Annotated in this window: 19 protein-coding genes; 2 read left to right on the top strand and 17 right to left on the bottom strand. The window is 37.3% G+C overall.

From position 1 onward, the window contains the following. Positions 1 to 4: 4 nt before the first annotated feature. Positions 5 to 709: a metallophosphoesterase family protein gene (locus tag ACEN33_RS05450; RefSeq protein ID WP_407094715.1), complete on the bottom strand. Its 705-nt coding sequence runs from the start codon at positions 707 to 709 to the stop codon at positions 5 to 7. A 218-nt stretch (positions 710 to 927) separates the two neighbouring features. Here ACEN33_RS05450 and ACEN33_RS05445 point away from each other — a divergent pair, with 218 nt between their 5' ends. Beyond that, positions 928 to 2,391: an NCS2 family permease gene (locus tag ACEN33_RS05445; RefSeq protein WP_407094714.1), complete on the top strand. Its 1,464-nt coding sequence runs from the start codon at positions 928 to 930 to the stop codon at positions 2,389 to 2,391. A 286-nt stretch (positions 2,392 to 2,677) separates the two neighbouring features. Here ACEN33_RS05445 and ACEN33_RS05440 read toward each other — a convergent pair whose 3' ends face one another. Then, positions 2,678 to 3,025, bottom strand: a complete 348-nt coding sequence (locus ACEN33_RS05440; protein ID WP_407090306.1) for a hypothetical protein — start codon at positions 3,023 to 3,025, stop codon at positions 2,678 to 2,680. A 257-nt stretch (positions 3,026 to 3,282) separates the two neighbouring features. Here ACEN33_RS05440 and ACEN33_RS05435 point away from each other — a divergent pair, with 257 nt between their 5' ends. Next, on the top strand, positions 3,283 to 3,681 hold the full coding sequence (locus tag ACEN33_RS05435) for a hypothetical protein (RefSeq protein ID WP_407094713.1): 399 nt from the start codon (positions 3,283 to 3,285) through the stop codon (positions 3,679 to 3,681). 111 nt (positions 3,682 to 3,792) lie between these two features. Here the strand turns inward: ACEN33_RS05435 and ACEN33_RS05430 are convergent, their stop codons facing one another. The 15 genes from ACEN33_RS05430 to ACEN33_RS05360 all read right to left on the bottom strand — a co-directional run bounded on the left by ACEN33_RS05430 (position 3,793) and on the right by ACEN33_RS05360 (position 24,303). Further along, positions 3,793 to 5,073, bottom strand: a complete 1,281-nt coding sequence (locus ACEN33_RS05430) for an ABC transporter substrate-binding protein (protein WP_407094712.1) — start codon at positions 5,071 to 5,073, stop codon at positions 3,793 to 3,795. A gap of 29 nt (positions 5,074 to 5,102) precedes the next feature. Continuing rightward, positions 5,103 to 5,924, bottom strand: a complete 822-nt coding sequence (locus ACEN33_RS05425; protein ID WP_197105148.1) for a carbohydrate ABC transporter permease — start codon at positions 5,922 to 5,924, stop codon at positions 5,103 to 5,105. A gap of 2 nt (positions 5,925 to 5,926) precedes the next feature. Continuing rightward, the gene (locus ACEN33_RS05420; RefSeq protein WP_407094711.1) at positions 5,927 to 6,823 is read right to left on the bottom strand and encodes a carbohydrate ABC transporter permease; all 897 of its coding nucleotides are present in this window, start codon (positions 6,821 to 6,823) and stop codon (positions 5,927 to 5,929) included. Further along, entirely contained in the window at positions 6,816 to 7,856 is a 1,041-nt protein-coding gene (locus ACEN33_RS05415) for an ABC transporter ATP-binding protein (protein WP_407094710.1), read from the bottom strand. The genes ACEN33_RS05420 and ACEN33_RS05415 overlap by 8 nt, the downstream gene beginning before the upstream one ends. 94 nt (positions 7,857 to 7,950) lie before the next feature. Then, positions 7,951 to 9,540 (bottom strand): bifunctional metallophosphatase/5'-nucleotidase, encoded by a 1,590-nt coding sequence (locus ACEN33_RS05410; RefSeq protein WP_407094709.1) that lies wholly within the window; start codon positions 9,538 to 9,540, stop codon positions 7,951 to 7,953. Positions 9,541 to 9,552: 12 nt separating this feature from the next. After that, positions 9,553 to 10,893: an MBL fold metallo-hydrolase gene (locus tag ACEN33_RS05405; protein WP_407090301.1), complete on the bottom strand. Its 1,341-nt coding sequence runs from the start codon at positions 10,891 to 10,893 to the stop codon at positions 9,553 to 9,555. 194 nt (positions 10,894 to 11,087) lie between these two features. After that, a complete protein-coding gene (locus ACEN33_RS05400; protein ID WP_407094708.1) occupies positions 11,088 to 12,326 on the bottom strand; it encodes a LysM peptidoglycan-binding domain-containing protein in 1,239 nt (412 codons plus the stop codon). 160 nt (positions 12,327 to 12,486) lie between these two features. Beyond that, positions 12,487 to 14,295 carry an oligoendopeptidase F gene (gene pepF / locus ACEN33_RS05395; protein ID WP_407094707.1) on the bottom strand — a complete coding sequence of 603 codons (1,809 nt, stop codon included), beginning with the start codon at positions 14,293 to 14,295 and terminating at the stop codon, positions 12,487 to 12,489. Positions 14,296 to 14,332: 37 nt separating this feature from the next. Beyond that, positions 14,333 to 15,508 (bottom strand): pyridoxal phosphate-dependent aminotransferase, encoded by a 1,176-nt coding sequence (locus tag ACEN33_RS05390; protein ID WP_407094706.1) that lies wholly within the window; start codon positions 15,506 to 15,508, stop codon positions 14,333 to 14,335. After that, on the bottom strand, positions 15,505 to 15,993 hold the full coding sequence (locus tag ACEN33_RS05385; protein WP_407090297.1) for an Lrp/AsnC family transcriptional regulator: 489 nt from the start codon (positions 15,991 to 15,993) through the stop codon (positions 15,505 to 15,507). The genes ACEN33_RS05390 and ACEN33_RS05385 overlap by 4 nt, the downstream gene beginning before the upstream one ends. A 132-nt stretch (positions 15,994 to 16,125) precedes the next feature. Next, a complete protein-coding gene (locus ACEN33_RS05380; protein WP_407094705.1) occupies positions 16,126 to 17,868 on the bottom strand; it encodes a serine hydrolase in 1,743 nt (580 codons plus the stop codon). A 78-nt stretch (positions 17,869 to 17,946) separates the two neighbouring features. Continuing rightward, entirely contained in the window at positions 17,947 to 18,684 is a 738-nt protein-coding gene (locus tag ACEN33_RS05375) for a hypothetical protein (RefSeq protein ID WP_407094704.1), read from the bottom strand. 143 nt (positions 18,685 to 18,827) lie between these two features. Next, complete coding sequence (locus ACEN33_RS05370) at positions 18,828 to 19,559, bottom strand: amino acid ABC transporter ATP-binding protein (RefSeq protein WP_407094703.1); 732 nt, start codon at positions 19,557 to 19,559, stop codon at positions 18,828 to 18,830. 6 nt (positions 19,560 to 19,565) lie between these two features. Next, positions 19,566 to 22,511 carry an ABC transporter substrate-binding protein/permease gene (locus ACEN33_RS05365; RefSeq protein WP_407094702.1) on the bottom strand — a complete coding sequence of 982 codons (2,946 nt, stop codon included), beginning with the start codon at positions 22,509 to 22,511 and terminating at the stop codon, positions 19,566 to 19,568. 253 nt (positions 22,512 to 22,764) lie between these two features. After that, positions 22,765 to 24,303, bottom strand: a complete 1,539-nt coding sequence (locus ACEN33_RS05360) for a ClC family H(+)/Cl(-) exchange transporter (protein ID WP_407094701.1) — start codon at positions 24,301 to 24,303, stop codon at positions 22,765 to 22,767. Positions 24,304 to 25,066: the final 763 nt, after the last annotated feature.

The raw sequence follows: 25,066 nt of genomic DNA, 5'->3' as shown, positions 1-25,066 counted from the left end.
TCTCCTATCTTAATACTACGACATCCTTCACTTCTTCTCGATCAATGCGTAAAGCAATTAAGCTTCCGCCATAAACATTCCCACCATCGATACCCCATTTGCCATCACGTTGCCAAGGTTCGACGGATTCATGCAATGTTTGAACAGGTGTATGGCCGAAGATGATGTTGCGACCGGTCGTATTTTTTTCATAATGAAACCCTTCTCGAATCCATAAGAAATCATGCAAAGAAGTGTAACGCCAATCTGATTTAGTAAAGTCTACTCCTGCATGGACAATAATATGATTACCAAAAGTTGTGTAATAAACTAAACTTTCCAGCCATTCTATCAACCACGGTTCTTTCTCAAGGAGCTTCTCCACTACTTCCTCCGGTGCTTGTGCTTCAACGTCTTCGATTTGGATTTGTAGTAATTGGGAAATTGTTGTTGCACCACCATTTTTCTTATAAAGTTTCCATTCTTTTCGTGGTTCAAGTAAGTAATTCAAGAAAAGTTGTTCATGATTGCCTCGTAAAAGGATTGCATTATGCTCTTTTTGTAAAATTCTTACGATCTTTAACACAGAGTCCGAATTGGGTCCGCGATCAATATAATCGCCGACTAATATTAGTTGCTCTTCATCCCGGCGCCAATGAGATAACATGACCTCTAACGAATGATACATGCCATGGATATCGCCGATTACAAAAGCTTTTTCTTTTGTCATACTAAGTCACCTTCTTCCTACATATAATAGATTATATCATAATTGCCAACGAGTATATAATGAGCTACATATGTTGTGAATATTATTTTAGATGGGTTTTTATCAAAAACACGAACGTTCATCTCTGAATATATACGAATCGTTTGTTTCGGTCTAGGCATTTCAGAAGTCCGTTGTTATACTTACTAGCGTAATAAACATCTTTTAGGAGGAAGAAAATGAACGCTTTAAATCGTTTTTTTAAGTTGGAAGAACACAACACAACCGTTTCTACAGAAATTGTTGCGGGAATTACAACTTTCTTAGCAATGTCTTACATTATATTTGTAAACCCTAGTATCTTAGCATTATCTGGCATGCCTTCTCAGGCAGTGTTTCTAGCGACATTATTTGCATCAGCTATCTCGACATTATTTATTGGATTATTTGCAAATGTCCCTTATGCACTTGCACCGGGTATGGGTCTGAATGCATTCTTTACATATACAGTTGTCTTTGCTTTAGGCTTTACTTGGCAAGAAGCTTTATCCATGGTATTCATCTGTGGGATAATTAACGTATTAATCACAGTAACTAAAGTTCGTAAGATGTTAATCCTTGCGATCCCAGAATTTTTACAACATGCAATCTCAGCCGGTATCGGAGTATTTATTGGTTACCTTGGTATTAAAAATGCTGGTTTGTTACAGTTCACTTCAGATGCATCAAATATCGTCTCTGTGAATGGTCAAGCGGGCGGGACTGAAATTAACGGTGTCGTTGAATCAGTTGTCACAAGTGGTGGAATTTTACCTGAGTTAGTTGACTTAACTCAACCAACGGTTCTTGTTGTTATTATTGGATTATTCATTACAATTGCTTTAATGATTTTAAATGTTCAAGGTGCAATTTTAATTGGTATTATTGCGACAACTTTATTAGCGATGGTATTTGGCTTAGTTGATCTATCAACGATTGATTTCTCTGAAAATACTTTAGCGGATGCTTTTGTTGAATTGAAAGATACTTTCTTAGTCATCTTTTCATCAGCCGGCTTACCTTCCCTATTCTCTAATCTGTCAAAACTACCAGTCGTTATTATGACAATCTTTGCATTCAGTTTGGCGGATGTCTTCGATACAATTGGTACATTCATTGGAACAGGTCGTCGTACAGGAATCTTTACAGATAAAGATATTCAAGAATTAGAAGATTCAACAGGAATTACTTCAAAAATGGACCGCGCATTATTCGCCGATTCAATTGGTACTGTCTTTGGTGCGATGTTTGGTACTTCTAATACAACGACTTTCGTTGAGTCAGCTGCAGGTATCGGAGCTGGAGGTCGTACAGGATTAACTTCAGTTTCAACCGCTATATGCTTTATCTTAGCAGCATTTTTAGCACCAGTTATAAGTATTGTTCCGACAGCAGCAACGGCACCAGCTTTAATTATTGTTGGTATCTTAATGGTTTCAAGTTTTGCTGATATTGAATGGTCTGATTTCTCAGTCGCTGTTCCAGCCTTCTTCACTTCTGTCTTCATGGGACTGGCATATTCAATTTCTAATGGGATTGCAGCAGGTTTCATTACATATGGACTTGTAAAGATTGTTAAAGGCGAAGCGAAAGAGGTTCACCCTATCTTATGGATTTCAATGGGTCTATTCATCCTAAACTTTATCGTTATGGCGTCATTCTAATTGAATTACCCTTCTATATACTTTACCTCTGTAGAGCATTTAACCGTGCTTTACAGGGGTATTTTAGTTTTAAAAAATAATCTTGACACACAAAAAACTCCGGACACAGACTTTCTCTGTTCCGGAGTTTAATATTATTACTTTACGTAGTTTTTAGAGTTTGTAATTGCGACTAACCATGACGCACCGCCAACAACTCCTAAGATTGTCATTACGATCCTAGCCGTATTGCAACCACCACTTACATCCACAATCCCTGCAACTGCTGATGAAACAATCGCCATGCCTAATTGTTGAGCTGATTGACCATAACCATAGGCATTAGAATACTCTTTTGTTGGGAAGATTGAATTTGAGAAATACTGTAACTTACAAGTCCGATAATAGACGATATAATACCCATTAAATAAGTCTTATTAAAATGTGAACCTGATAAATTTTTTGAAACGATAGATGAAACAAAAATCCCAATTCCTAGAACAATCACATTATTAATTGCTAAGGCACTGTTACTGATTCCCAATTCTATTGCAACTGATGTTTGGAATATATTGGTTAGAATCGCAATGACAATCCAGCAGCTGTAGAACATTTTCTCGTTTTTTAATTCATCATACGATTTTTTTACAATCATAGCAGAAAACCCCTAATTCAGAACACTTTTTTCACATTTTTTATAAAAAAGCCATCATTATGGCTTTTATGTAATTTATTTGCTATCAAGTTACATCAGTGTTTATTTATAAATTGGTGATATAAGTCTGATATCTATCGGCGCATGATAGATAAAGGTAGCTGTCTGGGACACCTATAATATGCTTAATTTGAAGAATACCGTTAATTTAAATTAGCTGTAACTAATAAGGATTCCTTTTGTAACTTAAGACAAATGTGAGTGCCGTTTGGCTTGAGCTAGGTCAACTAAAGACAAATGGCGTTACTGTTTGGCTTGAGTTAGGTCAACTAAAGACAAATGGACTTGCCGTTTGGCTTGAGCTAGGTCAACTAAAGACAAATGGCGTTACCGTTTGGCTTGAGTTACCTCAACTAAAGACGAATGGACTTACCGTTTGGCTTGAGTTAGCCCATCTAAAGACGAATGGCGTTACCGTTTGGCTTGAGTTAGGTCAACTAAAGACAAATGGACTTGCCGTTTGGCTTGAGCTAGGTCAACTAAAGACAAATGGCGTTACCGTTTGGCTTGAGTTACCTCAACTAAAGACGAATGGACTTATCGTTTGGCTTGAGTTAGCCCATCTAAAGACGAATGGAGTTGTCATTTGTCGCTAGTTTAATCTGAATCACACAAATACCTAAGATTCACAATCCTAAAGGCAAAAAACACCCACTAAAGTTTCAGTGGGTGTATTTGTTATCTATTCTATTGTTGTGGAAAGTAGATTACTCTACTTCAAGATGTCCTTTAACTAAGTCTTCGATTCCTTGCATTTCAGCTTGAACGTCAGCGTCGTTAATCATAATATTTTCTAAAGCTAATTCGATTTCACTGAATACTTCTGAAGATCCTACATAAGGAACTTGTGATTGACCGTAGTCTAACTCTGCTGATGCTGCTTCTACAAGTGGGTTTTCAGCTAAGTAGTCTTGCCATAAGTCAGAATCTAATCCTGCTTGAGTGATTGGTAAGTAACCAGTTCCAATTGCCCATTTAGCTGTATTTTCACCTTCTAATAAGTAAGCTAAGAATGCAGCTGCACCAGCGCGTTCTTCTTCTGAAGCTGATTCAAATAAGCCTAAATCATTACCAGCGAATAAAGTTAAGTTTTCACCATCGTTGAATACTGGAATTTCAGCTGTAGTCATGTTAATTCCATTTTCTTCAATTCCTGGTAATACGTGTGCTAAACCAGCTGAAGATCCGATGTATAATGCACTTGCACCTTGTGAGAATGGACCTGACATGAATCCGTCTTCTCCAGCTTGACGTGCATGTCCATTAGTAATTAAATCTTTAATGAATTGTACAGGTTCAGTGGCAGTTTCTGAAGCAATTTCAACTTCTGTTAAATCATCAGAAATCCAAGTTGCACCATTTTGACGAGCCATTGTTTCAACTTCCATTGAGATAGAGTTTTCTAATCCCATTGCTTCTTCTTCTAAACCAGCTTCGTCAAGAGCTTCACCTAAAGCTTGAACTTCAGCCCAAGTTGTTGGAATTTCAGCTTCAACTTCGTCTAATAAATCTTGGTTAACAAACATTAAACGAACTGATTTTGAGAATGGCATTGCATAGATTCCATCATCATAAGTAACACCAGTCATGAACCCTTCAAAGATTCCGTCTTTTAACTCGTCCGTCCAACCATTTTCTTCTGTTAAGTAAGCGTCTAATGGCGTTAATAAACCTTGATCACGGTAATCAGGTGTATTTGAGTTTGTTAATTGAGACATTGTTGGTAAGTCACCAGACACACCAGATGCCATAATACTTTGTTGTAAAGTACTGTAGTCACCTTGGTTTTGTTCAACAACAACATATTGGTCTTGTGAACCGTTGAATCCTTCAACTAATTCAGTGATCATGTCTTGGTGAGGACCGTTCATTGCGTGCCAGAAAGTAATTTCTACTGGCTCTTCTTGTGCTTGGGCAGTGAATGGTGCAAATGCAATTATTGATACTGATGCCGCTAAAGCAGCAACTGATAATTTAAATTTCTTCATTAAATAATTCCCTCCTGAGGATATATTGACTAACCTTTTAGTCCAGAGTTTGAGATACCTTGAATAATGTAACGTTGCAACAATAGATAGATGATAACCATAGGAACAATAACAATCGTTGAGGCAGCCATTAATAACTCAAATTTCGTACCCGCTTCTGTTGTAAATGCTTGAAGTCCGACAGGTAATGTACGTAGACTAGTATCATTTGTAACAATCAGTGGCCACATGAATGAGTTCCAGCTTCCGATAACCTTCAATATCATCACCGCGACAATCGATGATTGAGATAGTGGTACCATCATTTCCCAAAGGAAACGCCAGTCACTACTTCCATCCACTTTCGCAGAATAATATAAAGCATCTGGGATCGATTCAAACGACTGCTTTAGAGTAAAGATCGAGAATACACTCGCTAACCATGGAATGATTAATGCCCAATAAGTATTAATTAAATCCCAATTTGCTAAAGTAACAAAGTTCGGGATGGTCATCAATTCACCTGGGACCATCATCGTAGCTAACAATATTATAAATATTAAATCTTTACCCCAAAATTTAAGTTTAGCAAAGGCAAAAGCTGCCAATATGCTAGTAAATAATTCACCCGCAGTGGAAGCCACCGTGACAATCACACTGTTTACGAAATAACGAGCGAACGGCGCTGCTTCGAGCGCTTCTTCATAGTTTGAAAACAACCAATTGCTTGGTAAAAGGGCCGGTGGAATCGCAATCGCTTCACCAGCTGATTTCAAACTGGTTGACACCATCCAGAAGAATGGTAACACCATCAAGATACCGCCTAGAAAAAGCACTAAATAAATTGAAAATAATTGTAAGAATTTTTTCATGCTTACCCACCCCGCTTCTCAAAATACCGATTACCAAGGTATTGAATGATTGTTATCACAAGTACAATTAAGAATAAGACAATTCCAGATGCCGCAGCGACACCATAATCGAACTGTTCATAGAATTTTCTAAATAGATAATAAACAACAGTCGTTGCTGAGCCTGCCGGTCCAGGTCGTCCATTGAATAAAGCAAAGACTTCATCAAACACTTTGAATGAATTAATCGTTCCAACAACTGACAGCAAGAATAATGTCGGTCTTAAGAGTGGAATAGTAATGTTTGTAAATCTTGCCCAAACTCCTGCCCCATCAACTTTAGCAGCGCGATAATAATTATCACTAATATTATTTAAACCAACTAATAGAAGCAGGATGTTAAAACCTAACCCCTTCCAAATCGCCATGATAATAACGGCTATCATCGCGTTATCAGGATCTCCTAGCCAGTTGATGGCACCAACACCAAAGAGTCCTAAGATATAGTTAATTAAGCCATATCTAGAGTGGTAAAGCCAACTCCAAACTACTGAAATTGCAACCGTACTCGTTACAAAAGGTAAGAAGTAAACAGAACGGAAGAAGCCTTGGAATTTAGGAATTGAATTCAGTAATACAGCTACAAACAAAGATATAGTAATCGATGCAGGTACTACACCAATAACATAAATCGCTGTGTTCTTTAAAGCTTTGAAGAACTCAGGGTCAGTGAGTAACTCTTGATAATTATCCATCCCACGAGCATTAATCTCACCCGAAAAGATATTAAAGTCTGTATAAAAACTCATATCAATCGATTTAAAGATTGGATAAATCGTAAAAATACCAATAAAAATAATGGCTGGTGCTAAATAAAGTAAAGAGACTAAAGTACTTTTTACTGTTGCCTTCTTATTCATCTTTATCCCTGCTTTCCAGGCGATTCCCTTCTATGTCGAAGTATAAAGTGTTTGCTTCATCGGCATTAAAGTAAATTGTATCGCCAACATTTAAGCCTTCAGTATCGACATCCGAAACAATGAATTTCTCACTGTCATTATTTAAATGAACTGTGATGTCTTTACCTACACGTTCGATACGTTCAACTGTTGCACTTAATAAGTGTGATTCCTCATTAGCTACAACTAGATGTTCTGGACGAACTCCAAAGTGGAACCAGTCTTTATTATAGAATGAGTGTTCTTTATTGATAGAACGCGATTCTTTTGTAAAAATATTAATAATTGGCGACCCAATAAATTTCGCAATAAATAAGTTTTTAGGGTCTTCATATAAAGTAACAGGATCTGTCATTTGTTGAATTTCCCCATCGTCTAGGACCATAACATGGTCTGCAATACTTAAAGCTTCTTCTTGGTCGTGGGTTACAAACACGGTTGTAACACCCGTTTCTTTTTGAATACGGCGAATTTCTTCACGCATTTCAATACGTAAACGCGCATCCAAGTTACTTAATGGCTCATCCATTAATAGAATTGACGGTGATTTCGCTAAGGCACGACTAATCGCTACCCTTTGTTGTTGTCCACCGGATAATTGACGTGGGTATTTATCTAGTTGATCGCCGATCTTAGTTAACTCCGCCATTTCAGTGGCGATGCGACGGCGTTCCTTTTTACTCACTTTGGCCATTTTTAAAGGGAACATAATATTCTCTAAGACGGTTAAATGTGGATAAAGCGCATAGTTTTGGAATACTAAACCCACACCCCGTTTAACTGGGTCTAAATTCGTTACTTCTTTATCATCAAAGAAGATTTTTCCTTCCGTTGCATCTAACAAACCAGATATGAGATACAATGTTGTTGATTTCCCACTACCACTTGGGCCTAAAAATGAAATTAATTCGCTACTAGGTAGAGTGAAATTAATACGGTCTAATACTGTCTTATCTCCAAATTTCAGTGTCACGTCTTCAAATCTTACTTGCATACTTACACCTCATCCTTCTCAAGTTATTTCAGTATATCAAGCTACTGTTAATTTTTTGTAAATTCTATGTAAAATAATCGTATCCTAATAATTCTCATGGGTTATTCATATCAGCGACATTTAATTTTGGTTCCCATTTAAGGTGCTGATAATTCGAATTAATATAGTCCCATTTTTCTTGAGAATATGTGCTTAGCGCATCTTTCATTAAAGTCGCGATATCAATATTTGAGATTGATTCAATTTTTTCTTTACCATACCACTTAAAGTCTCCCCCGCCGACGGCACGGTATTGAGATAAGGCCACGCTGTAAGTAGCATTTTTATCCAGCATTTTTTCAGTTCGATCATCAACAATACTTGCCACACGGTGCCCAACAGGTTGTGTCATATCAACGGTTGTAGTCATTCCACTATAGACGTCAAAGTTATAATGTCTTGGTTTAGGTTCAACATATTCTGGATTTACATCGATATTACCTTGAGCGTTTACTTCTAGGTATTGTAAGTTGAATTCCATGACTTCATATAGGTCATTACCCGTGACATTCACTTTAGCGATTAAATTATAGAAAGGATAGCTCTTTAATAAAGTTTCATTCGTAATTTCACCGTGGAAATTTACAAAAGCGTCATTAACTAACGCCACAGAACTAAAATCAGCCCCTGTTTCATCGAATTGAATTTGATTTAAAAATTCAATAAATGGATGGCCATTCAAACGCGCATCAATCGGACTAATAGTCACTTGTTCTAAAGGTGCGACACCTAATACGGTATTCAACCAATTATTTCCATCAGTAATTTCAGGTTCCATGACAGCTTTAACTGCTTGGTTAACCTCACATTGAGCCGTATTATGAAGTGTACCGTTAATTTTTGAAACCTTTTGTTTATCCCCAAGTTGAATCTCTACTTCGGCTACAATTTCACCGGCATAGCCAGGTTGAATCACATAAGTTTGATTCACTTGTTGATTTAATTCACGGTGTTGATGACCTGTTAATAAGACGTCAACCCCTTCAATACCTGATAACATTTCTGATCCTTGATTTTCTTTCGTTAATTCTTCTAAAGGTTCCTTAGTGACTAAGTCTCTTTCGAAACCGCCATGATACGCTAATATAACAACATCCACTTGATCCCTCACAATGTCAACATAATGCTTTGCGGATTCAAAGGCATCCTCAAATCGTAATCCCTCATAATGGGCGGGCAATTCCCAGTTTGGAATATAGGAAGTTGTTACCCCTATAATACCAATTTTGATGCCATTTTGTTCAATGATATCATACGGTTTTCCTAAAAATGGTTTGCCCGTCGCATCATCAATAATATTGCTGACAAGTAAATCCGCATTCAAATCTTCAATTATCTGGTCGCGGTAATCTTGCCCAAAGTTAAATTCATGATTCCCAATCAATTGATAGTCATAACCAATCACATTCATTGCTCGAGCAATAACTCTTCCGTCTTGACGTTCTTGACTCAAGTAGGTTGCAAAAGATGACCCTTGGATAAAATCACCTAGGTCTATCGTTAAAGTCACAGCAGCCTCTTTGGCTTTTAAATTTTCAATACAAGTTGCGGTATTGAATAAAGATGCCTTAGGATTATCTGGTTGATTTAACCAATGTCCATGGGTATCGCTTGTTACAATTAATCTAATAACTTGTTGACTCACTTTATCTCTCCTCTACTTACTCAGTTCCTTTATTGAATCGATGGAATATTGCTTGTTATATTCTGGTAACCAAGTTGTCACTCCATATGTTTCAAGGGCTTCACTGTATAGTTCTGGCAATTTTGTGTGCCAAGGAACGGTGACTTTTGCGTTAATTGTGTAGGCAACCGCTAATAAATCTTCTTTAGATGCATGTCCTGACACACCCGCATCAACCACTCGCCAACCATTATCATGTAAGCCACGAATATAAGTTTCATAACCTTCCATGAATGCTCCTAAAGGAACACCATTTGAATGAAGTAAGATTCCTTTTGGTAGAACATATAGCTGCTCGTAAGTGAATTCATCCACTTGAAGTGCAAATTGTTCAGGATTTGCCTGAATTTGTTGAACACTCACACCAAAGCTCGCATCTTCAGTTGCTAAAGGAGCGACATAATCTAAGTCTTTGACATATTCGAATGCAAGATTATATAGACTCGCTTGCAGTACAAAGGTGCGTTTATACTCATTGAATAAATGCGCTAATTCAACCACACGATCCACATTTTGTGGATAACCATTAAATGCTACTAATTTATCTGAGTCTTTAATTAAAGCACGTACGTCTCGCATTAAGCCAAATTCTGTGTGACTGCCTAAGCGTTCAATCAGTGGTTCTAATGCCTTATCAAGGGCAGATGGTTCAATCGTTTCGCTGAAACTATAACTTGTTCCCTCAAGTAATAAGATATCTGGTTGGAAAGCTTTTGCTTTAATGGTTGTCTCCATCACTCTTTCCGGATGGAAACCACTTAATCTCAAGTCTCCTGAGTAAATCACTTTAACATCAGGAGCTTTAATAAAGATACTTGCCGCCCCTTCCGTATCATGATCACTTAGATGAAAAGTAATTGAAAACTCACCATGTTCAATCGTCTCACCGGGTTTTACTGGTGTCCAATTTACTGGATAGTCCGGTAGAAATTCGTGCTTGTTCAACGAATGATATAAAGCAACCGCTGTCTCGGTTGCATAGACAGGAATATCCGGATGTAAATGAGCCAAGCTCCCCACATGGTCCAAATGTAGATGTGAAATTAATACAATCGTTTTTAAGTCTGAAGCTTCATAACTTAATGTTGAATTATCTTCTAAAGCTTCTTGTCTAAATAGGCCACCAATTTTAGGCAATTTGTTGTCGTCATATAATGCTTGTGTATTTTTCTGATATGCCAATTCATTAATATCAACACCAACAACTGCGCCAAAATCTGTAATAATACGATAGCCAGCATACTCCAGCGAGATTATATTACCGCCAATCGTATCTAAGCCCCCATGAAACTCCATAATTGTTTTGTGATTCATTCAAAATAACTCCTTTGTCTTAGCTCTAAAAGTATTCTAGCACTATCTGAAGTGAAAAGACAAATATAAATTTTAAATATGAGAAGACGATAATTTAATGCCTATTAGTATTAATCAAGCCAACAAAAGTCTAAGAAAAAAAGCCGAAGCAACTATTTCTAGTTGTTTCGACTTTTTTTAAATATAGTTAAATTTTAGTACCAGTTATTCGCGTTGTGGTGAGCTAAAGCCGCTTGCCAGCTTCCGTAACGTGATGCAACATATCCGTTAGCTGCTGCTTCTTGACTGGCTGGTGATCTATCACCATATCCATATGTCGTGAAGTATGAATCTAACATTTGGTAAGCTCCGTAGTGGTTTCCAGATACACTATAAATATCATAGTTATGTGTACTTTCACGACGGCGGATTTCTAATTTAGCTGCTAATTCAGATTCTGATAGACCAGCATTTTCTGGCATTGAACCAAGACTTGCTGAGTAGTAGTCAATTGAACCAGAAGCTGGCTCTTCAACAACAGGTTCCTCAACGACAGGCTCTTCGTAAACCGGTTCTTCGACTTCAGGTTCCACATAAACAGGTTCCTCTACCACTGGCTCTTCTTCTTCGACTACTTCCCATGGTTGAGTTTCTTCAAAAACATTTAAATCAGTTTCGTAAGTTGGTTCTTCCACTTCTTCTACGATTTCTTCTTCAACGATTTCTTCAACGACAGGAGTTTCTTCCACAACTTCAGTGGTTTCTTCTTCTAGTACAGGCTCTTCTACCACTGATTCTTCAATAATTTCTTCTTCGACTACAGGTGTTTCTTCAGCAACAACTTCTTCTGTTACTTCTTCTTCCCAAGTGACTAAGTTTTCTGGGTAAGAAACCTCTGCTGTTTCATAAGTGAATTCTGATACTTCTTCAGCTGCTTCAACTTCTTGCGTTTCAGGCGCAATCCATTCTTCAACTGTGTTTAATACTAGTCCATCTTCAGTCATTGGTTCAGTTACTTCTGGTTCTACGACTTCTTCGATAACCTCTTCTGTTTCAACTGGTTCTACTTCTTCACCAGTTTCAGTTGAGTAAGTCACTTCTTCACCTAAATCTTCATTAGCGAAAGTCACTTGATGGTGCTCTTCGTTAAAAGCTAATGTTGAACCTGCAATAATTAAGTCAGGATTTTCAAGTTGGTTTAATACTGTTACTTCTTCAACAGATAGCCCTAACGCTTCTGCGATAACTGATAAAGTATCTCCCCATTGAATTGTATATTTGCCTGTTTCAGCAATTTCTTTATTTATTGAATCGGCAACATCTACGATTGAACGCTCGGTCCAAGTCCCTGATGCTTCGTTATCACCGATGACTTGTGCTTCAGCACTATTGATCGCCATTGATGAAGCAGAAACTGCAATTGTAGCTGCCACAAGTTTTAGTGATTTTCTCATTTATGTAATACCCCTTTATATTTAAAATAATTAAATATCATTTTTGATGACTTATGATATATTAACTCAAGTTCAAATATAAAGAAAGAGCTAAGGGCCATCTGTTAATGACCCTTAACTCTTTTGTTGCATAACTCCATTTTTGTAACACAACTGTAACTTAAGCAAGCTCTTCGATTTGATCGATTAAGCCGTCAACGAATTGAATTGCTTGACGAATCGCGTCCGCATTGGTCATATCTACATCCACATGGGCTGCTAATTCAAGCGCATCTTTCGTTCCGCCTGCTGCTAAATTGTCTAACCAAGCTGACACAGCTTCTTGATCATTATCAGCAATCATCTGACCCACTTGAGTTCCAATCGTTAAACCAGCTGAATAAGTATATGAGTATAAGCCCATATAGTAATGTGGTTGGCGCATCCAAGTTAATTCAGCACCATCATTGATTTCTACAGCATCTGCCCAGAAGTTTTCTAACGTTTCTTTAAAGAACCCATTTAGACGGTTAGCATTTAATACTTCATCATTATCTACTGCTTCGTAAACTTTGCGTTGGAAATCCGCTTCTAATAAATGTGTCACCATATTATGGAAGTAAGTTCTTGTAATAAATTCCGCAATTAATGAGCGTTTCGCATCATTTTCAATCGGTTGATTTAATAAATATTGGCACATAATGACTTCGTTTGCTGTTGAAGGTGCTTCAACAAAATACAAGCTTGCTTCCGGTGTAATACTTAATTGGTTTTGATAAGTTAATTGGAAATGCCCTGCATGGCCTAACTCATGGGCTAGCACAAGCACTTCACTTAATAAACCAGTCCAGTTAAGCAGAATATAAGACGGTCCATCAGCAATCGTTGAACAGAAACCGCCTGTTGATTTTGATTGGTTCATCGGGTAATCAATCCAGCGTTCATCAAAGGCTTGCTTCACATAACCTAAATACTCATCCCCAAAGACAGATAAAGCTGACTCAATCATCTCACGACTCTCATCAATACTAATCGACATCGGTTCATCTTTAGAGAATGGCATCTTAATGTCAGCTAAAGTAACTTTATCCAGCCCTTGTTCTTCTTTTAATAACTTCGCGTAACGTCTAAATACTGGCGCTAACTCCGTAGTTAAGGTATCGATAATTAAATTATAACTATCACGTGAAATTTGTTGATCGTGTAGTAAATAATCAAACACAGAATCAAAGCCACGTAAAGTTGCCATTTTCTTCTCAGTTTGAACATGGTTAATATAATTGGCAGCAACCGTATGTTGATGGTTACTTAGGCCTTGGTGGAATGATTTCCAAGCAGCATGGCGAATTTCTTTATTCATATGCCCTTCAAAATCTTGCTCAAAACCAGCAAAGGAATTGCTGTAAGTTTCAGAACCCACTACAAAGTCTGGAAAGACCATGTCTTGGAATTTAACTGTATTATACATATCGCTATGATTCGTTAGTGAGCCCGATAAGCTACTTAGGGTTTCTTCAATCATAGGATCTAGCATCATTGGTTTATTATATTTGATTCGATCGATAAAAGCTTTAAATTTTTGCCCTTCCTCAGTCACTGATAATTCATTTAACATCTCTTCAGATAAGTTCGCTAATTCCGATTCAAAAAATGATAAACGAACGCCAAGCCACTCACTTAATTGGCCTAATTTTAACGCATTTGCTTCATTCGTATCATCTAATTTATCTACTTCATAGGCTAAAGAACCGTATTGAAATACTTTTCCCATCCTAACATTGATATCATCAAAATCATTTAAAGCACTTAAAATCGTTCCGACATTTGTTAAGTTCCCTTTATAATTTGTATTAAAAGTTGCTACTTTTTCTTTTAAGGCTTCTATTGCTTTTTCGTACTCTGCTTGGGTTGCAAATAGTAATGATAAATCCCAAGTCTCTTCTTTATTTAATAAATCACGTGTTGGTAGTGGTCCATTTTGTTTAGTCAAAATATCCTCCATCTTGTTATTAATGCGATGCTTCGCCCTACAATGCTTTCTCTCTTAATCTGTGAACGAATTGCTCTAAGCGATTCATTGCGACTTTCAGTTCTTTAATCGAATATGCATAGGAGATTCGGATGTACCCTTCCCCACTGTCCCCAAAGGCAGACCCTGGAATGACAGCCAAATGCTCTTCTAACAGTAATTGTGTCGCAAAATCTTCTGAAGACATCTGGAATTCTTGAATATTTGGGAAGATGTAAAATGCTCCTAAAGGTTCAAAGCAAGTTAAGCCAATTCGATCTAACTCTTTTAAAAGATAGCGTCGACGTTGATTGTAACTTTGGCGCATCTCTTCAACCGATGCATCCCCATTTTTCAAAGCTTCTATACCAGCGTATTGACTCAGTGTTGGTGCAGCCATAATTGCAAACTGATGAATCTTAATCATCTGTTCCATAATTGCTTTCGGCCCACAACAATAGCCTAAACGCCAACCGGTCATCGCGTAAGTTTTAGAAAAACCATTAATATAAACTGTGCGCTCTTTCATTCCTGGTACTGAAGCCAATGTTACATGCGCACTTTCAGTATAAGTCAAATCATCATAAATTTCATCTGTCACTAAAAGCAAGTCATGCTTCATAATCACACGAGCTAACGCATCGATGTCACTTTGCTCTAATATCGCACCGGTTGGATTGTTTGGAAAATTCATAATAACAATCTTCGTTTTCGGTGTAATCGCTGCTTCTAGTTCTTCCGCCGTTAAACGGAATTGATTTACTTCTTTTAAAGCAATCGGAACTGGAACCCCGCCAGACAACTCAATACAAGGCAAATAAGAAACATAACCCGGTTCTAAATAAATAACTTCGTCCCCGGGACAAACAGTTGCCCGTAAAGCAATATCAATCGCTTCACTCCCACCAATCGTCACTATAATCTCTTCTTTAGGATTATATTCTAATTGATGCTTACGACTTAGTCGCCCAGCAATTTCTTCTCGTAACTCCATCAACCCGGCATTCGCTGTATAAAATGTCCGTCCACGACTCAATGCGTCGCGCGCTTCATCACGAATATGCCACGGTGTATCGAAATCAGGTTCCCCCACTCCTAATGAAATAACATTATCCATCTCATTAGCAATATTAAAAAAGCGGCGAATTCCTGAAGGGTTTATTTTTTTGACGTGTTCATTCACGAAATCTCTCATAAAAAAATCCCCATCCTACGATCGTGATCATCATTATCAAATAATGTTCCATGATCTTTATATTTTTTCAAAATAACGTGCGTTGCTGTCGACTGAACTTCATCAATCACAGATAATTTCCTTGTCACAAAACGGGCAATTTCTCGCATGGGTGCTTTCTTCAATTCAATTGAAAAATCATACCCACCTGACATTAAATACATTGCTTCAATTTCTGGAAAATCGTAAATCAAACTCGCAATCCGATCAAAGCCTTGACCGCGTTGTGGATTCACTTTCACTTCAATCATCGCTGAAACATATTCATCTTCAGTCTTATCCCAATTAATCAAAGTGTGGTAGCCGATAATGACTTTCTCTTCTTCTAACTCAATAATAATTTGTTCAACAACACTCTCTTCTATATCAAGCATTGTCGCGATTTCACTCGTTTTTAAGCGGCTATCTTGTTCGATAAGTTTTAAAATATTCTCACGTTGATTCATAATATCACTCCCTTATTTTATATGACATCTATTATAACAAAACGCTTTCTTTATAGCAAAACGCTTTCTTAAATACGATAGAAATTACAACAAAAAAAGCAAGCACCGAAACGGCACTTGCTAAAAGTGTGATTAATCCACAGATATCCACAACTGTGATCTTAATTCATTAAAGACATTATGAACACGAAGAGATAAATTCCCTACCTGGTCTGAAATGCTGTCATAATTCCCTGGATAAGACGTGTAAACAGCTAAAGAATAAGCCCCATATGGTGTGATAAATGTGGCGATATCATTTTGCTCTGTCTCTCCTAAACCAGACTTATTCCAAGACGTTGTTGAAGACGGAATATATTGGCGTAAGAAGTTATGTGTATTCATTGTCAACTTATTAATTAACATCGCATCCCACGGTTCACCATTGACTTGGTTGTTATCTAATAAGGCAAAGTAACGCGCCGCATCATGAGGCGTAGTTGTAAAGTAAGTATCTTCACTATAATACTTCCCATTCACATACGTCTCGTAAAGGCCTAATTGATGGATATGCGGGTTAATAACATATCCCCCACCTACTACATCAATTAACAAGTTTGCGGCTGTATTATCACTATAAATTGTGACTAAATCAACAAGTTCATCAACCGTATACATACTTTCACTTGGTTGCCCTTGAATAATTCCCGCACCGGGCACTTTATCCCAATCCGTCATCGTTACATAAGTATCTGGTGATAATTCACCGGTCTTATATTGATGGTAGACTTCACCAAGTACATAGATTTTCTGCGTACTTGCTGGCCAGAACTGTTGGTTATTAATATCAACTTGTGCCATCGTTTCATTATTAATAAAAGACGCTCCGACGTTCGCGTTGATCATTCCAATTTCTTCCCAAATGACTGCTTCCATCGTATCTAGCAGTTCACGTTCGCTGTAGTAAGTTTCCACGTAATCTGTACTTGTCTCATCTTTTCGAACCCATCCTAATTCCTCATAACCAATGTAAACATGTAACCATTCTTCACCAAAAGAAGTGTACTCAGCAACAACTTCCATCGGCATATCATAGAAACCTTCTGTTGTCGTTATCATTGTTGAGTTTTGTGTCTTAGGTGGTGCACTAAGAATCAATGAATCTGTTGCTTTATAAAGAATACTGTAATCAACAGGTTTGACCTCACTCATCTTTGTATACTCATAAGGTCTTTCGATAAAGAAGAAATCAGGTGCATCAGAAGGTACTAAATTTAATAACATATTACGGTGTTGAGTTAATTCTTCAGCTTCTTCCAAACTAAAGCCAATATCTTGTTGCTTACCTTTTAGAAAGTAGAACCAACCTTCCTCAGGTATGTTATGCCACCCCGTATATGGCGCATCGTTACGATATAATAATTCTTCACCCTCAACTTCATACCAAGCAAAGCCGTTTAAACTTTCTTCAGACAATAAACGTTCTTGATTCACATAAGAAGTGGGCGAGACAAGCGCCACATTCGGACTAAAGTAAAACCACGGAACAATCTCAGGTAACTCTTCTTCTGGGGTTAATTCCCCATCATTTTCAGCGACTTCCGTTAGAAGCGGAGTTTCTGTTCGGTTCGCTACACCCACATTTACAACGGATGATCTTAAATCTTCTATTAGGACACTCGCTTTTGGTTGAAGATACAAAGTGTCATAGCGATGTTGTTCCACAAGTTCAGCGGGTGTAATTTCTTCAGCTTGATTAAATTCTTCACCAAGTGAATTTGCGGATTTGTTTGTAAAGGGTTGCCCAATAGAGAAAAAGATGACAGCCAATACAACGATAATACCTATGGCAATGCATCCAATTATTCCGTAGCGCTTCATATTATCTTTTTCCAATACAACCCTCCTTTCTTATTTGCTTAATTTTAGATATAACATTATTATATCTATCTTAATGATAAGTTCAATATTATTCTACACACGAAGTTTTGCATCAGGATTAATTTTAAAAGTAATGCGTTTACTAAAGTACTCGTAAATATCTTGTGATAGAAACATTTCAGGCATCATTTCTTTAAAAGCGTTATATGAGAATCGCTCTCTTAACTCGATTTCATCTGCCCCTTGTTGAACAACATTGCGGTGGATAAATTGCTCGTAAGCTTCTTCATCTAAGCGCCCACCTTGGTTCTCAAAGACACGATGTGCAATCACTTTAAAGATAAAGTCTTCTTCTGCTCGTTTCTCAAGTTGTTTATTAATATTACCTTCAAGTTTTAATTGTTCACGCCCATATTGCTCTAATGGCATGTCATATTGATCGGCGTAAGCTTTCACTTGTCTTAAATAATCCGTAACATAACTGTCGCGTTCTTCACTATTTAAGATGACGTTTGAGTTGTCTGCATAGTATTTTAAGATGAATGGTAAGACTTCATTGTAGAATTGTAACTGTGTTTGGTTACGTTGGTATACTTCCATACCCGATTGTTTTAATTGTTGAATTGTTTTAACTCCTGGTAAAGCTAAAGCGTCTACCATTTCGTTTGTTAATTCGTCAACCGGTTCATTAATCATTTCTTCATATTGTCTACGAGCATGGTCAACTAATGGTTGTGCCACGGCATCCCATGAAGGTATCTCAATTGTTAATTTTTCCTCAGGAACATTTATATTTTTATAACTCATTACATTTTCAACACTACTTTTCATATTTAATCGCTCCTTTATATCTTGATATATTGTAGTCGAGAATTGCTGAAACAACAAGCCTATTTGCATAATTCCAAGACGTTTTTAAATATTTTTAGAAAATAAAAAAAGGTAGCGCGAAAGCTACCTCCTTAAATTACTGATTAAACTAATACTTTATCTAAGAATGATTTCGTACGTTCTTCTTTAGGATTACTGAATAGTACTGAGGGAAGATCTTCTTCCACTACATACCCACCATCCATGAAGATGACACGGTCTCCAACTTCACGAGCGAATCCCATCTCATGAGTTACAACCACCATCGTCATTCCTTGTGCCGCTAAATCTTTCATAACGTTAAGAACATCTCCGACCATCTCAGGGTCAAGTGCTGACGTTGGTTCGTCAAACAACATAATATCTGGATCCATGGCTAAGGCACGCGCAATTGCCACACGTTGTTTTTGTCCACCTGATAAAGAGTTTGGATATGCGTCAGCTTTATCATCAAGTCCAACTTGATTTAATAAATCTAATGCTTTTTTATCTGCTTCATCTTTTGATAACACATCTAGTTCAACCGGTGCTAAAGTGATGTTTTCTTTAACATTTAAATGTGGGAATAAGTTAAAGTGTTGGAATACCATTCCGATATTCTTACGCACCGAGTTAATATCTGTCTCTTTTGCACTGATATTCACACCATTAACATTTACTTCACCGCCGTTGATTTCTTCTAAGCGGTTTAGGCAACGAAGTAAAGTTGATTTACCTGAACCTGAAGGACCGATAATACAAACAACTTCTCCTGAATCTACATGTAAATCAATACCTTTTAATACTTCATTATTACCAAATTTTTTCTTTAAACCTTTTACTATTACGTTTGCCATTAGTTGTTACACATCCTTTTCTAGTCTATTAGAAATCTTAGTTAAGATTGTAATCAAGATAATGTACATTAATCCAACGATTAACCACATTGCTCCTGATTGATAAGTACGAGCAATAATAATACGACCTGTTTGAGTTAATTCTACTAAACCAATTACTGATAGAATTGATGTATCTTTCAGTGTAATGACAAATTGGTTAATGAATGAAGGAATCATAATTCTAAATGCTTGCGGTAAGATAATTCGTCTCATTGTCTTACTTTTGTTCAACCCTAAACTTCGAGCCGCTTCATCTTGACCGACATCAATCGCATTAATACCACCACGTACAATTTCAGCAATATAAGCCGCAGCGTTAATACTTAAGGTAGTTATACCGGCTGCTACCGCTCCGAATGTCCAACCTGTTAATTGTGGAATACCGAAGTATATGAAGAATGATAATACGATCATCGGTGTACCACGCATCAAGTCAATATAAACTTGAGCAATGAATGATAAGATAATGTTACCAGAGGTACGCATTAAACCAATGATAATTCCAATAACGGCTGCAATTGCAAATGACACTAAAGTAATCCATAAAGTAGTCCATAATCCGTTAAGTAAAGCACGACCATTTTGTTCGATTAAACCGAAGAAACCACTTGAAGAAGATTCTTCTTCTAACTCTTCCTCACCTAAGTAGTTCGATATTATTGTATCATACTCACCAGAGGCTTGAATATTACTTAGTCCTTGATTGAATAAACTAACTAATTCTGGGTTCTGACCTTCAGAAACTGCGAATCCATAATCAGTTACTTCCATTTGTTCACCAATAAAGCGTAATGGAATACCCCCTGTTTGAGCCGCATAAGCCATTACTGGGTAGTCTTCAATAACTGCAACAGAGTTTCCTGCTTGTAAATCTTCATACATATTGACTGAATCTTCAAATGTTGAAATCGTAAAGCCGTATTCGTCAGCGACTGACTCAGCTGCTGCCATTCCTGTTGTACCAGTCTTAACAGCAACGTTTTGACCTTCTAAATCTTCTAATGACTCAACGTCACTATCTTCTAAGACTGCGAATTGAACTCCCGCTTCATAATATGGGTTTGAGAAGTCGAATGTCTCTTCACGTTCTTCAGTAATCCCCATACCAGCAATCATTCCATCAATTTGACCCGCCTCAACAGCTTGTAAAGCCGCGTTAAATCCTAATGGACGAATCTCATAATTAAAGCCTTGATCTGCAGCGATGGTTGCAAGTAAATCCATATCAATACCAACGTATTCGCCGTCATCTCCAACGAACTCGAATGGCGCAAATGTTGTATCTGTACCAATCACATAAGTACGATCGGAATCAGCCACGATTTCTTCAGATTCTTCTGAACCCTCTTCCCCTTCGGAACCTGGGTCTGCGTTCGCCATGTCTATATCGCCTAAATGCGTATTAACAATTTCATCAAATTCACCTGACTCACGAACATTTGTGAGTCCCGCATTAAACATTTCAATTAATTCTGGATTCTCACCTGTTTGAACAGCGAACCCGTAATCCGTTACTTCCATTTGTTCGCCGATAAAGCGTAATGGAATACCGCCTGTTTGTGCCGCATAAGCCATCACTGGGTAATCTTCAATAACTGCGGCAGAATTTCCCGCTTGTAAGTCTTCATACATATTGACTGAATCTTCAAATGTTGAGATTGTGAAGCCGTATTCGTCAGCCACCGACTCAGCTGCTGCCATACCCGTTGTACCGGTCTTAACCGCAACATTCTGACCTTCTAAGTCTTCTAATGATTCAATATCGCTGTCTTCTAAAACCGCAAATTGAACTCCCGCTTCAAAGTATGGTTCTGAGAAGTCAAAAGATTCTTGTCGCTCTTCAGTAATCCCCATACCAGCAATCATACCATCAATTTGACCCGCCTCAACAGCTTGTAAAGCCGCATTGAAACCAAGTGGTCTGATCTCATATTCAAAACCTTGATCTGCAGCGATTGCTTCTAATAAGTCCATATCGATACCAACGAAATCACCATTCTCATCTTGGTATTCAAATGGTGCGAACGTAGTATCTGTACCAATTATATAAGTTCGATCTGGATCAGCGACAACTGCTGCTTCTGATTCTTGTGAACTTTCCTCTTCTTCTGAATCTGATTCTGATTCAGCTAAATCAGTCTCACCAAAATGTGTATCAATAATTTCGTCAAACTCACCAGATTCACGGACACTTTCTAACCCCGCATTGAACATTTCAATTAATTCTGGATTCTCACCTGTTTGAACAGCGAAGCCATAATCGGTTATTTCCATTTGTTCGCCGATAAAGCGTAATGGAATACCGCCTGTTTGTGCTGCATAAGCCATCACTGGGTAATCCTCAATGACTGCGACAGAATTTCCTGCCTGTAAGTCTTCATACATGTTAACTGAATCTTCAAAGGTTGAAATCGTAAAACCATATTCATCAGCCACTGATTCAGCTGCTGCCATTCCTGTGGTACCTGTCTTAACAGCAACGTTTTGACCTTCCAAATCTTCTAATGTTTCAATATCACTATCTTCTAAAACAGCGAATTGCACTCCTGCTTCATAGTATGGATCTGAGAAGTCAAAAGTTTCTTGTCGCTCTTCTGTAATTCCCATACCAGCAATCATACCATCAACTTGCCCACTCTCTACAGCTTGTAAAGCTGCATTGAATCCTAGTGGTCTTATCTCATATTCAAAACCTTGATCTTCAGCGATTGCTTCCAATAGGTCCATATCAATCCCAACAAAGTCGCCATTCTCATCTTGATACTCAAATGGGGCAAATGTTGTATCTGTAGCAATAATGTAAGGCTCATTATCCTCTTGTGCCTGCACAACCGTATTCATTACCGGTACACCGACAAGTACGGTTAGCATTACAACTAAACTCATAGATAACCATCTAAAAAACTTCATGTTTCACTCCAACTTTCCTTGAATTTTAATAATTGTAGAAACTTTTCTCATATTATTCTAACAATACTTATTATACGCGAAAACACCCCTCTTTCGCAACTTATATATATCATTATATGTAAATAAATCTAACATAAATCAATAAAATAACTCTATAATCCTAACAAATAAGTAATTATTGCTATCTATTATGTAAAATTTTAACAAAAAAGCCGACTCCAGTTGGAATCGACTTTCATTAAATGTGTATTATCTAATCTTCATGTGTAAAGTAATTATGAACTAGCTCTGTGTCTAATACATTATGTAAAACCATCACCGTATCTAACGTTTTAATCGACTCATCTGCTTTAGGAAGCAAGTTTAATCCTTCTCGATTAATTTCAACAATCAGTAAATTTGTCGGCAAATTCAAATCAGAGATTAACGTATTCTTTAGTGGACTTTCTGGTCCAATTGTAAACGTCGACACGATTAATTCACTTTCTTCCACTTTTTGAGGGGTTAATCGCTGAATCAGGTTGTTATATAAAGTTTCGTAAATAGGCTCTGTACGAGTGATTTCTCCTACAATGAAGGCGATAATTGAAGCGAAGGATAACATGATTAAGTGAGTAAATGACCCTGTCATCTCCATTACGAGTACAATTGACATAATAGGCGCTCGAACAACTGCGGTCATCACCGCCGACATACCTAAGATGATAAAATTCACCATATAAACTGGCTCTAGCCCACTAATGTGGTAAACAAGTAATCCAGAGATTGCCCCTAAAACTAGGACTGGCAAGAAAATACCTCCTTGAACTCCACTATTATAGGATATACTGGTAAAGACTAACTTACCTATCAACCAAAAGACTAACATCCCCACACTAATCGGTGCAACAACCATATGCTCCACTAAATGATGCCCTCCACCTAATAACTCAGGTGAAAATAATCCAACAACGACCGTCAACATAAAAATCAACGGTACTAAATAGATTGGTTTTAACCTTGTCCAAGCAAAGAAACGTCGTGTCCATTCCATAAAGTGATTAAATAAAATCCCCACTAAACCTGCAATTAAACCAACAAGGGCTACCCAACCAATATCGTTCATATCAATCGTTTGATTCACTCTAAAAGAGAAAGAATAAATCTTACCTGCAAATATAAATGAAACGAAGTTTGCTGTAATACTCGCAATAATACTTGGTAATAATAAGTAATGTGAGAAAGAACCGTACACTTCTTCTAAAGTAAATAAAGTCCCAGCAATCGGTGCATTAAATGCAGCCGACAAACCAGCACTCGCTCCAGCCGTAATTAAATAATTGGAAGTTAATTTATCTGTCTTGAATAACTTCCCAACAATCTTTCCGGTCACTCCACCTAACTGAATTGACGGACCTTCACGCCCTAAACTTAACCCAATAAAGTTAGCCAAAGAACCACCAAGAAACTTACTAATTAAGGTCGGTCCCGGATTCATTGACAATCTTCCTAGTAACTCTCCTCGGATTTGAGGTATTCCAGATCCTCCAGATAACGGTGCCCACTTTAATAACTGAACGACTATCACACCGAATACAAACGCTGCGAGAAACATCCATAAATAATTAATCGAAAATGGCATGTTATATATCGAATCACGAATCGTATCCAATTCAGCTAATACAAAGCGATAAGCCACCGCAAGCATTCCGCTAAATAAACCCGTTACTAAACCCAAGAAAATTAATTTCAATTTATTTGTTCCGGCTAAGTTACTTTCCCTTACCGGAATCTGCTTATATTCCTTCACCATTCCACATCAATCCAGCTTTCTAAAATAATAAGTACATCCTTAATCATATCATAAATTATAAGTGCATGTATCAAAAAATGTGTGCAAAAAAGCACTTTTTAGTGGGAGCTAGATTGGATGATAATCAGAATACGCGAATTTGTCGGAAAGTGACACTTTTTTGAGTAAGAGCGTCACTTTGGGTTCTCATAGTGTCGCTTTTCAGGAAAAAGCATCACTTTGGGTTTTCATAGTGACGCTTTTACGCGTTTAATCATGGATAATCAGAAATATGATGATTTCATTCGTGAACTTTATATCATTTTAGTAAAAATATCGTAGACTAATAGATTTAGGAAAAAAATAAATACACCCTACTACACATACTGATAAGAAGTCGATTCACTAAAATATTTTTACTTCAGATATTATTTCTGACATTAATAAATCAATTCCCATATATATAATTGATACAAATATTTACGACCCAAAAATCCCGACTATTATATAGAAGAAATAAAAGCTAACAACCTTATAAGGTTATTTCAACCACAAAATTCGCACTATTATATAGAAGGAACAGAGCGCAAAAAAGGCTGGTAACCTGATAAGATCACCAACCTTGTCTCAATAATAACTTAAAAAACTGCAATAAAAGGTTCTTGAATTTTTGGTGTTGGTGAGAGAAATCTCACTGACACCTTTTTTTGTATGTACACAAAAGCCAGTGAATTCCTATATAATAAAGTTACCATACATTACTAAAAGGAGAATTCACTTGGCT

Source organism: Ruoffia sp. FAM 24228, assembly GCF_045528575.1.
GTDB lineage: Bacteria > Bacillota > Bacilli > Lactobacillales > Aerococcaceae > Ruoffia > Ruoffia halotolerans.
This window is presented reverse-complemented; position numbering and strand designations above follow the sequence as displayed.

Bases quoted from the DNA above. Each gene is read 5' to 3' on its own strand.
- ACEN33_RS05450 (WP_407094715.1), bottom strand. From the start codon at position 709: ATGACAAAAGAAAAAGCTTTTGTAATCGGCGATATCCATGGCATGTAT.
- ACEN33_RS05445 (WP_407094714.1), top strand. From the start codon at position 928: ATGAACGCTTTAAATCGTTTTTTTAAGTTGGAAGAACACAACACAACC.
- ACEN33_RS05440 (WP_407090306.1), bottom strand. From the start codon at position 3,025: ATGATTGTAAAAAAATCGTATGATGAATTAAAAAACGAGAAAATGTTC.
- ACEN33_RS05430 (WP_407094712.1), bottom strand. From the start codon at position 5,073: ATGAAGAAATTTAAATTATCAGTTGCTGCTTTAGCGGCATCAGTATCA.
- ACEN33_RS05425 (WP_197105148.1), bottom strand. From the start codon at position 5,924: ATGAAAAAATTCTTACAATTATTTTCAATTTATTTAGTGCTTTTTCTA.
- ACEN33_RS05420 (WP_407094711.1), bottom strand. From the start codon at position 6,823: ATGAATAAGAAGGCAACAGTAAAAAGTACTTTAGTCTCTTTACTTTAT.
- ACEN33_RS05415 (WP_407094710.1), bottom strand. From the start codon at position 7,856: ATGCAAGTAAGATTTGAAGACGTGACACTGAAATTTGGAGATAAGACA.
- ACEN33_RS05405 (WP_407090301.1), bottom strand. From the start codon at position 10,893: ATGAATCACAAAACAATTATGGAGTTTCATGGGGGCTTAGATACGATT.
- ACEN33_RS05400 (WP_407094708.1), bottom strand. From the start codon at position 12,326: ATGAGAAAATCACTAAAACTTGTGGCAGCTACAATTGCAGTTTCTGCT.
- ACEN33_RS05390 (WP_407094706.1), bottom strand. From the start codon at position 15,508: ATGAGAGATTTCGTGAATGAACACGTCAAAAAAATAAACCCTTCAGGA.
- ACEN33_RS05385 (WP_407090297.1), bottom strand. From the start codon at position 15,993: ATGAATCAACGTGAGAATATTTTAAAACTTATCGAACAAGATAGCCGC.
- ACEN33_RS05375 (WP_407094704.1), bottom strand. From the start codon at position 18,684: ATGAAAAGTAGTGTTGAAAATGTAATGAGTTATAAAAATATAAATGTT.
- ACEN33_RS05370 (WP_407094703.1), bottom strand. From the start codon at position 19,559: ATGGCAAACGTAATAGTAAAAGGTTTAAAGAAAAAATTTGGTAATAAT.
- ACEN33_RS05365 (WP_407094702.1), bottom strand. From the start codon at position 22,511: ATGAAGTTTTTTAGATGGTTATCTATGAGTTTAGTTGTAATGCTAACC.
- ACEN33_RS05360 (WP_407094701.1), bottom strand. From the start codon at position 24,303: ATGGTGAAGGAATATAAGCAGATTCCGGTAAGGGAAAGTAACTTAGCC.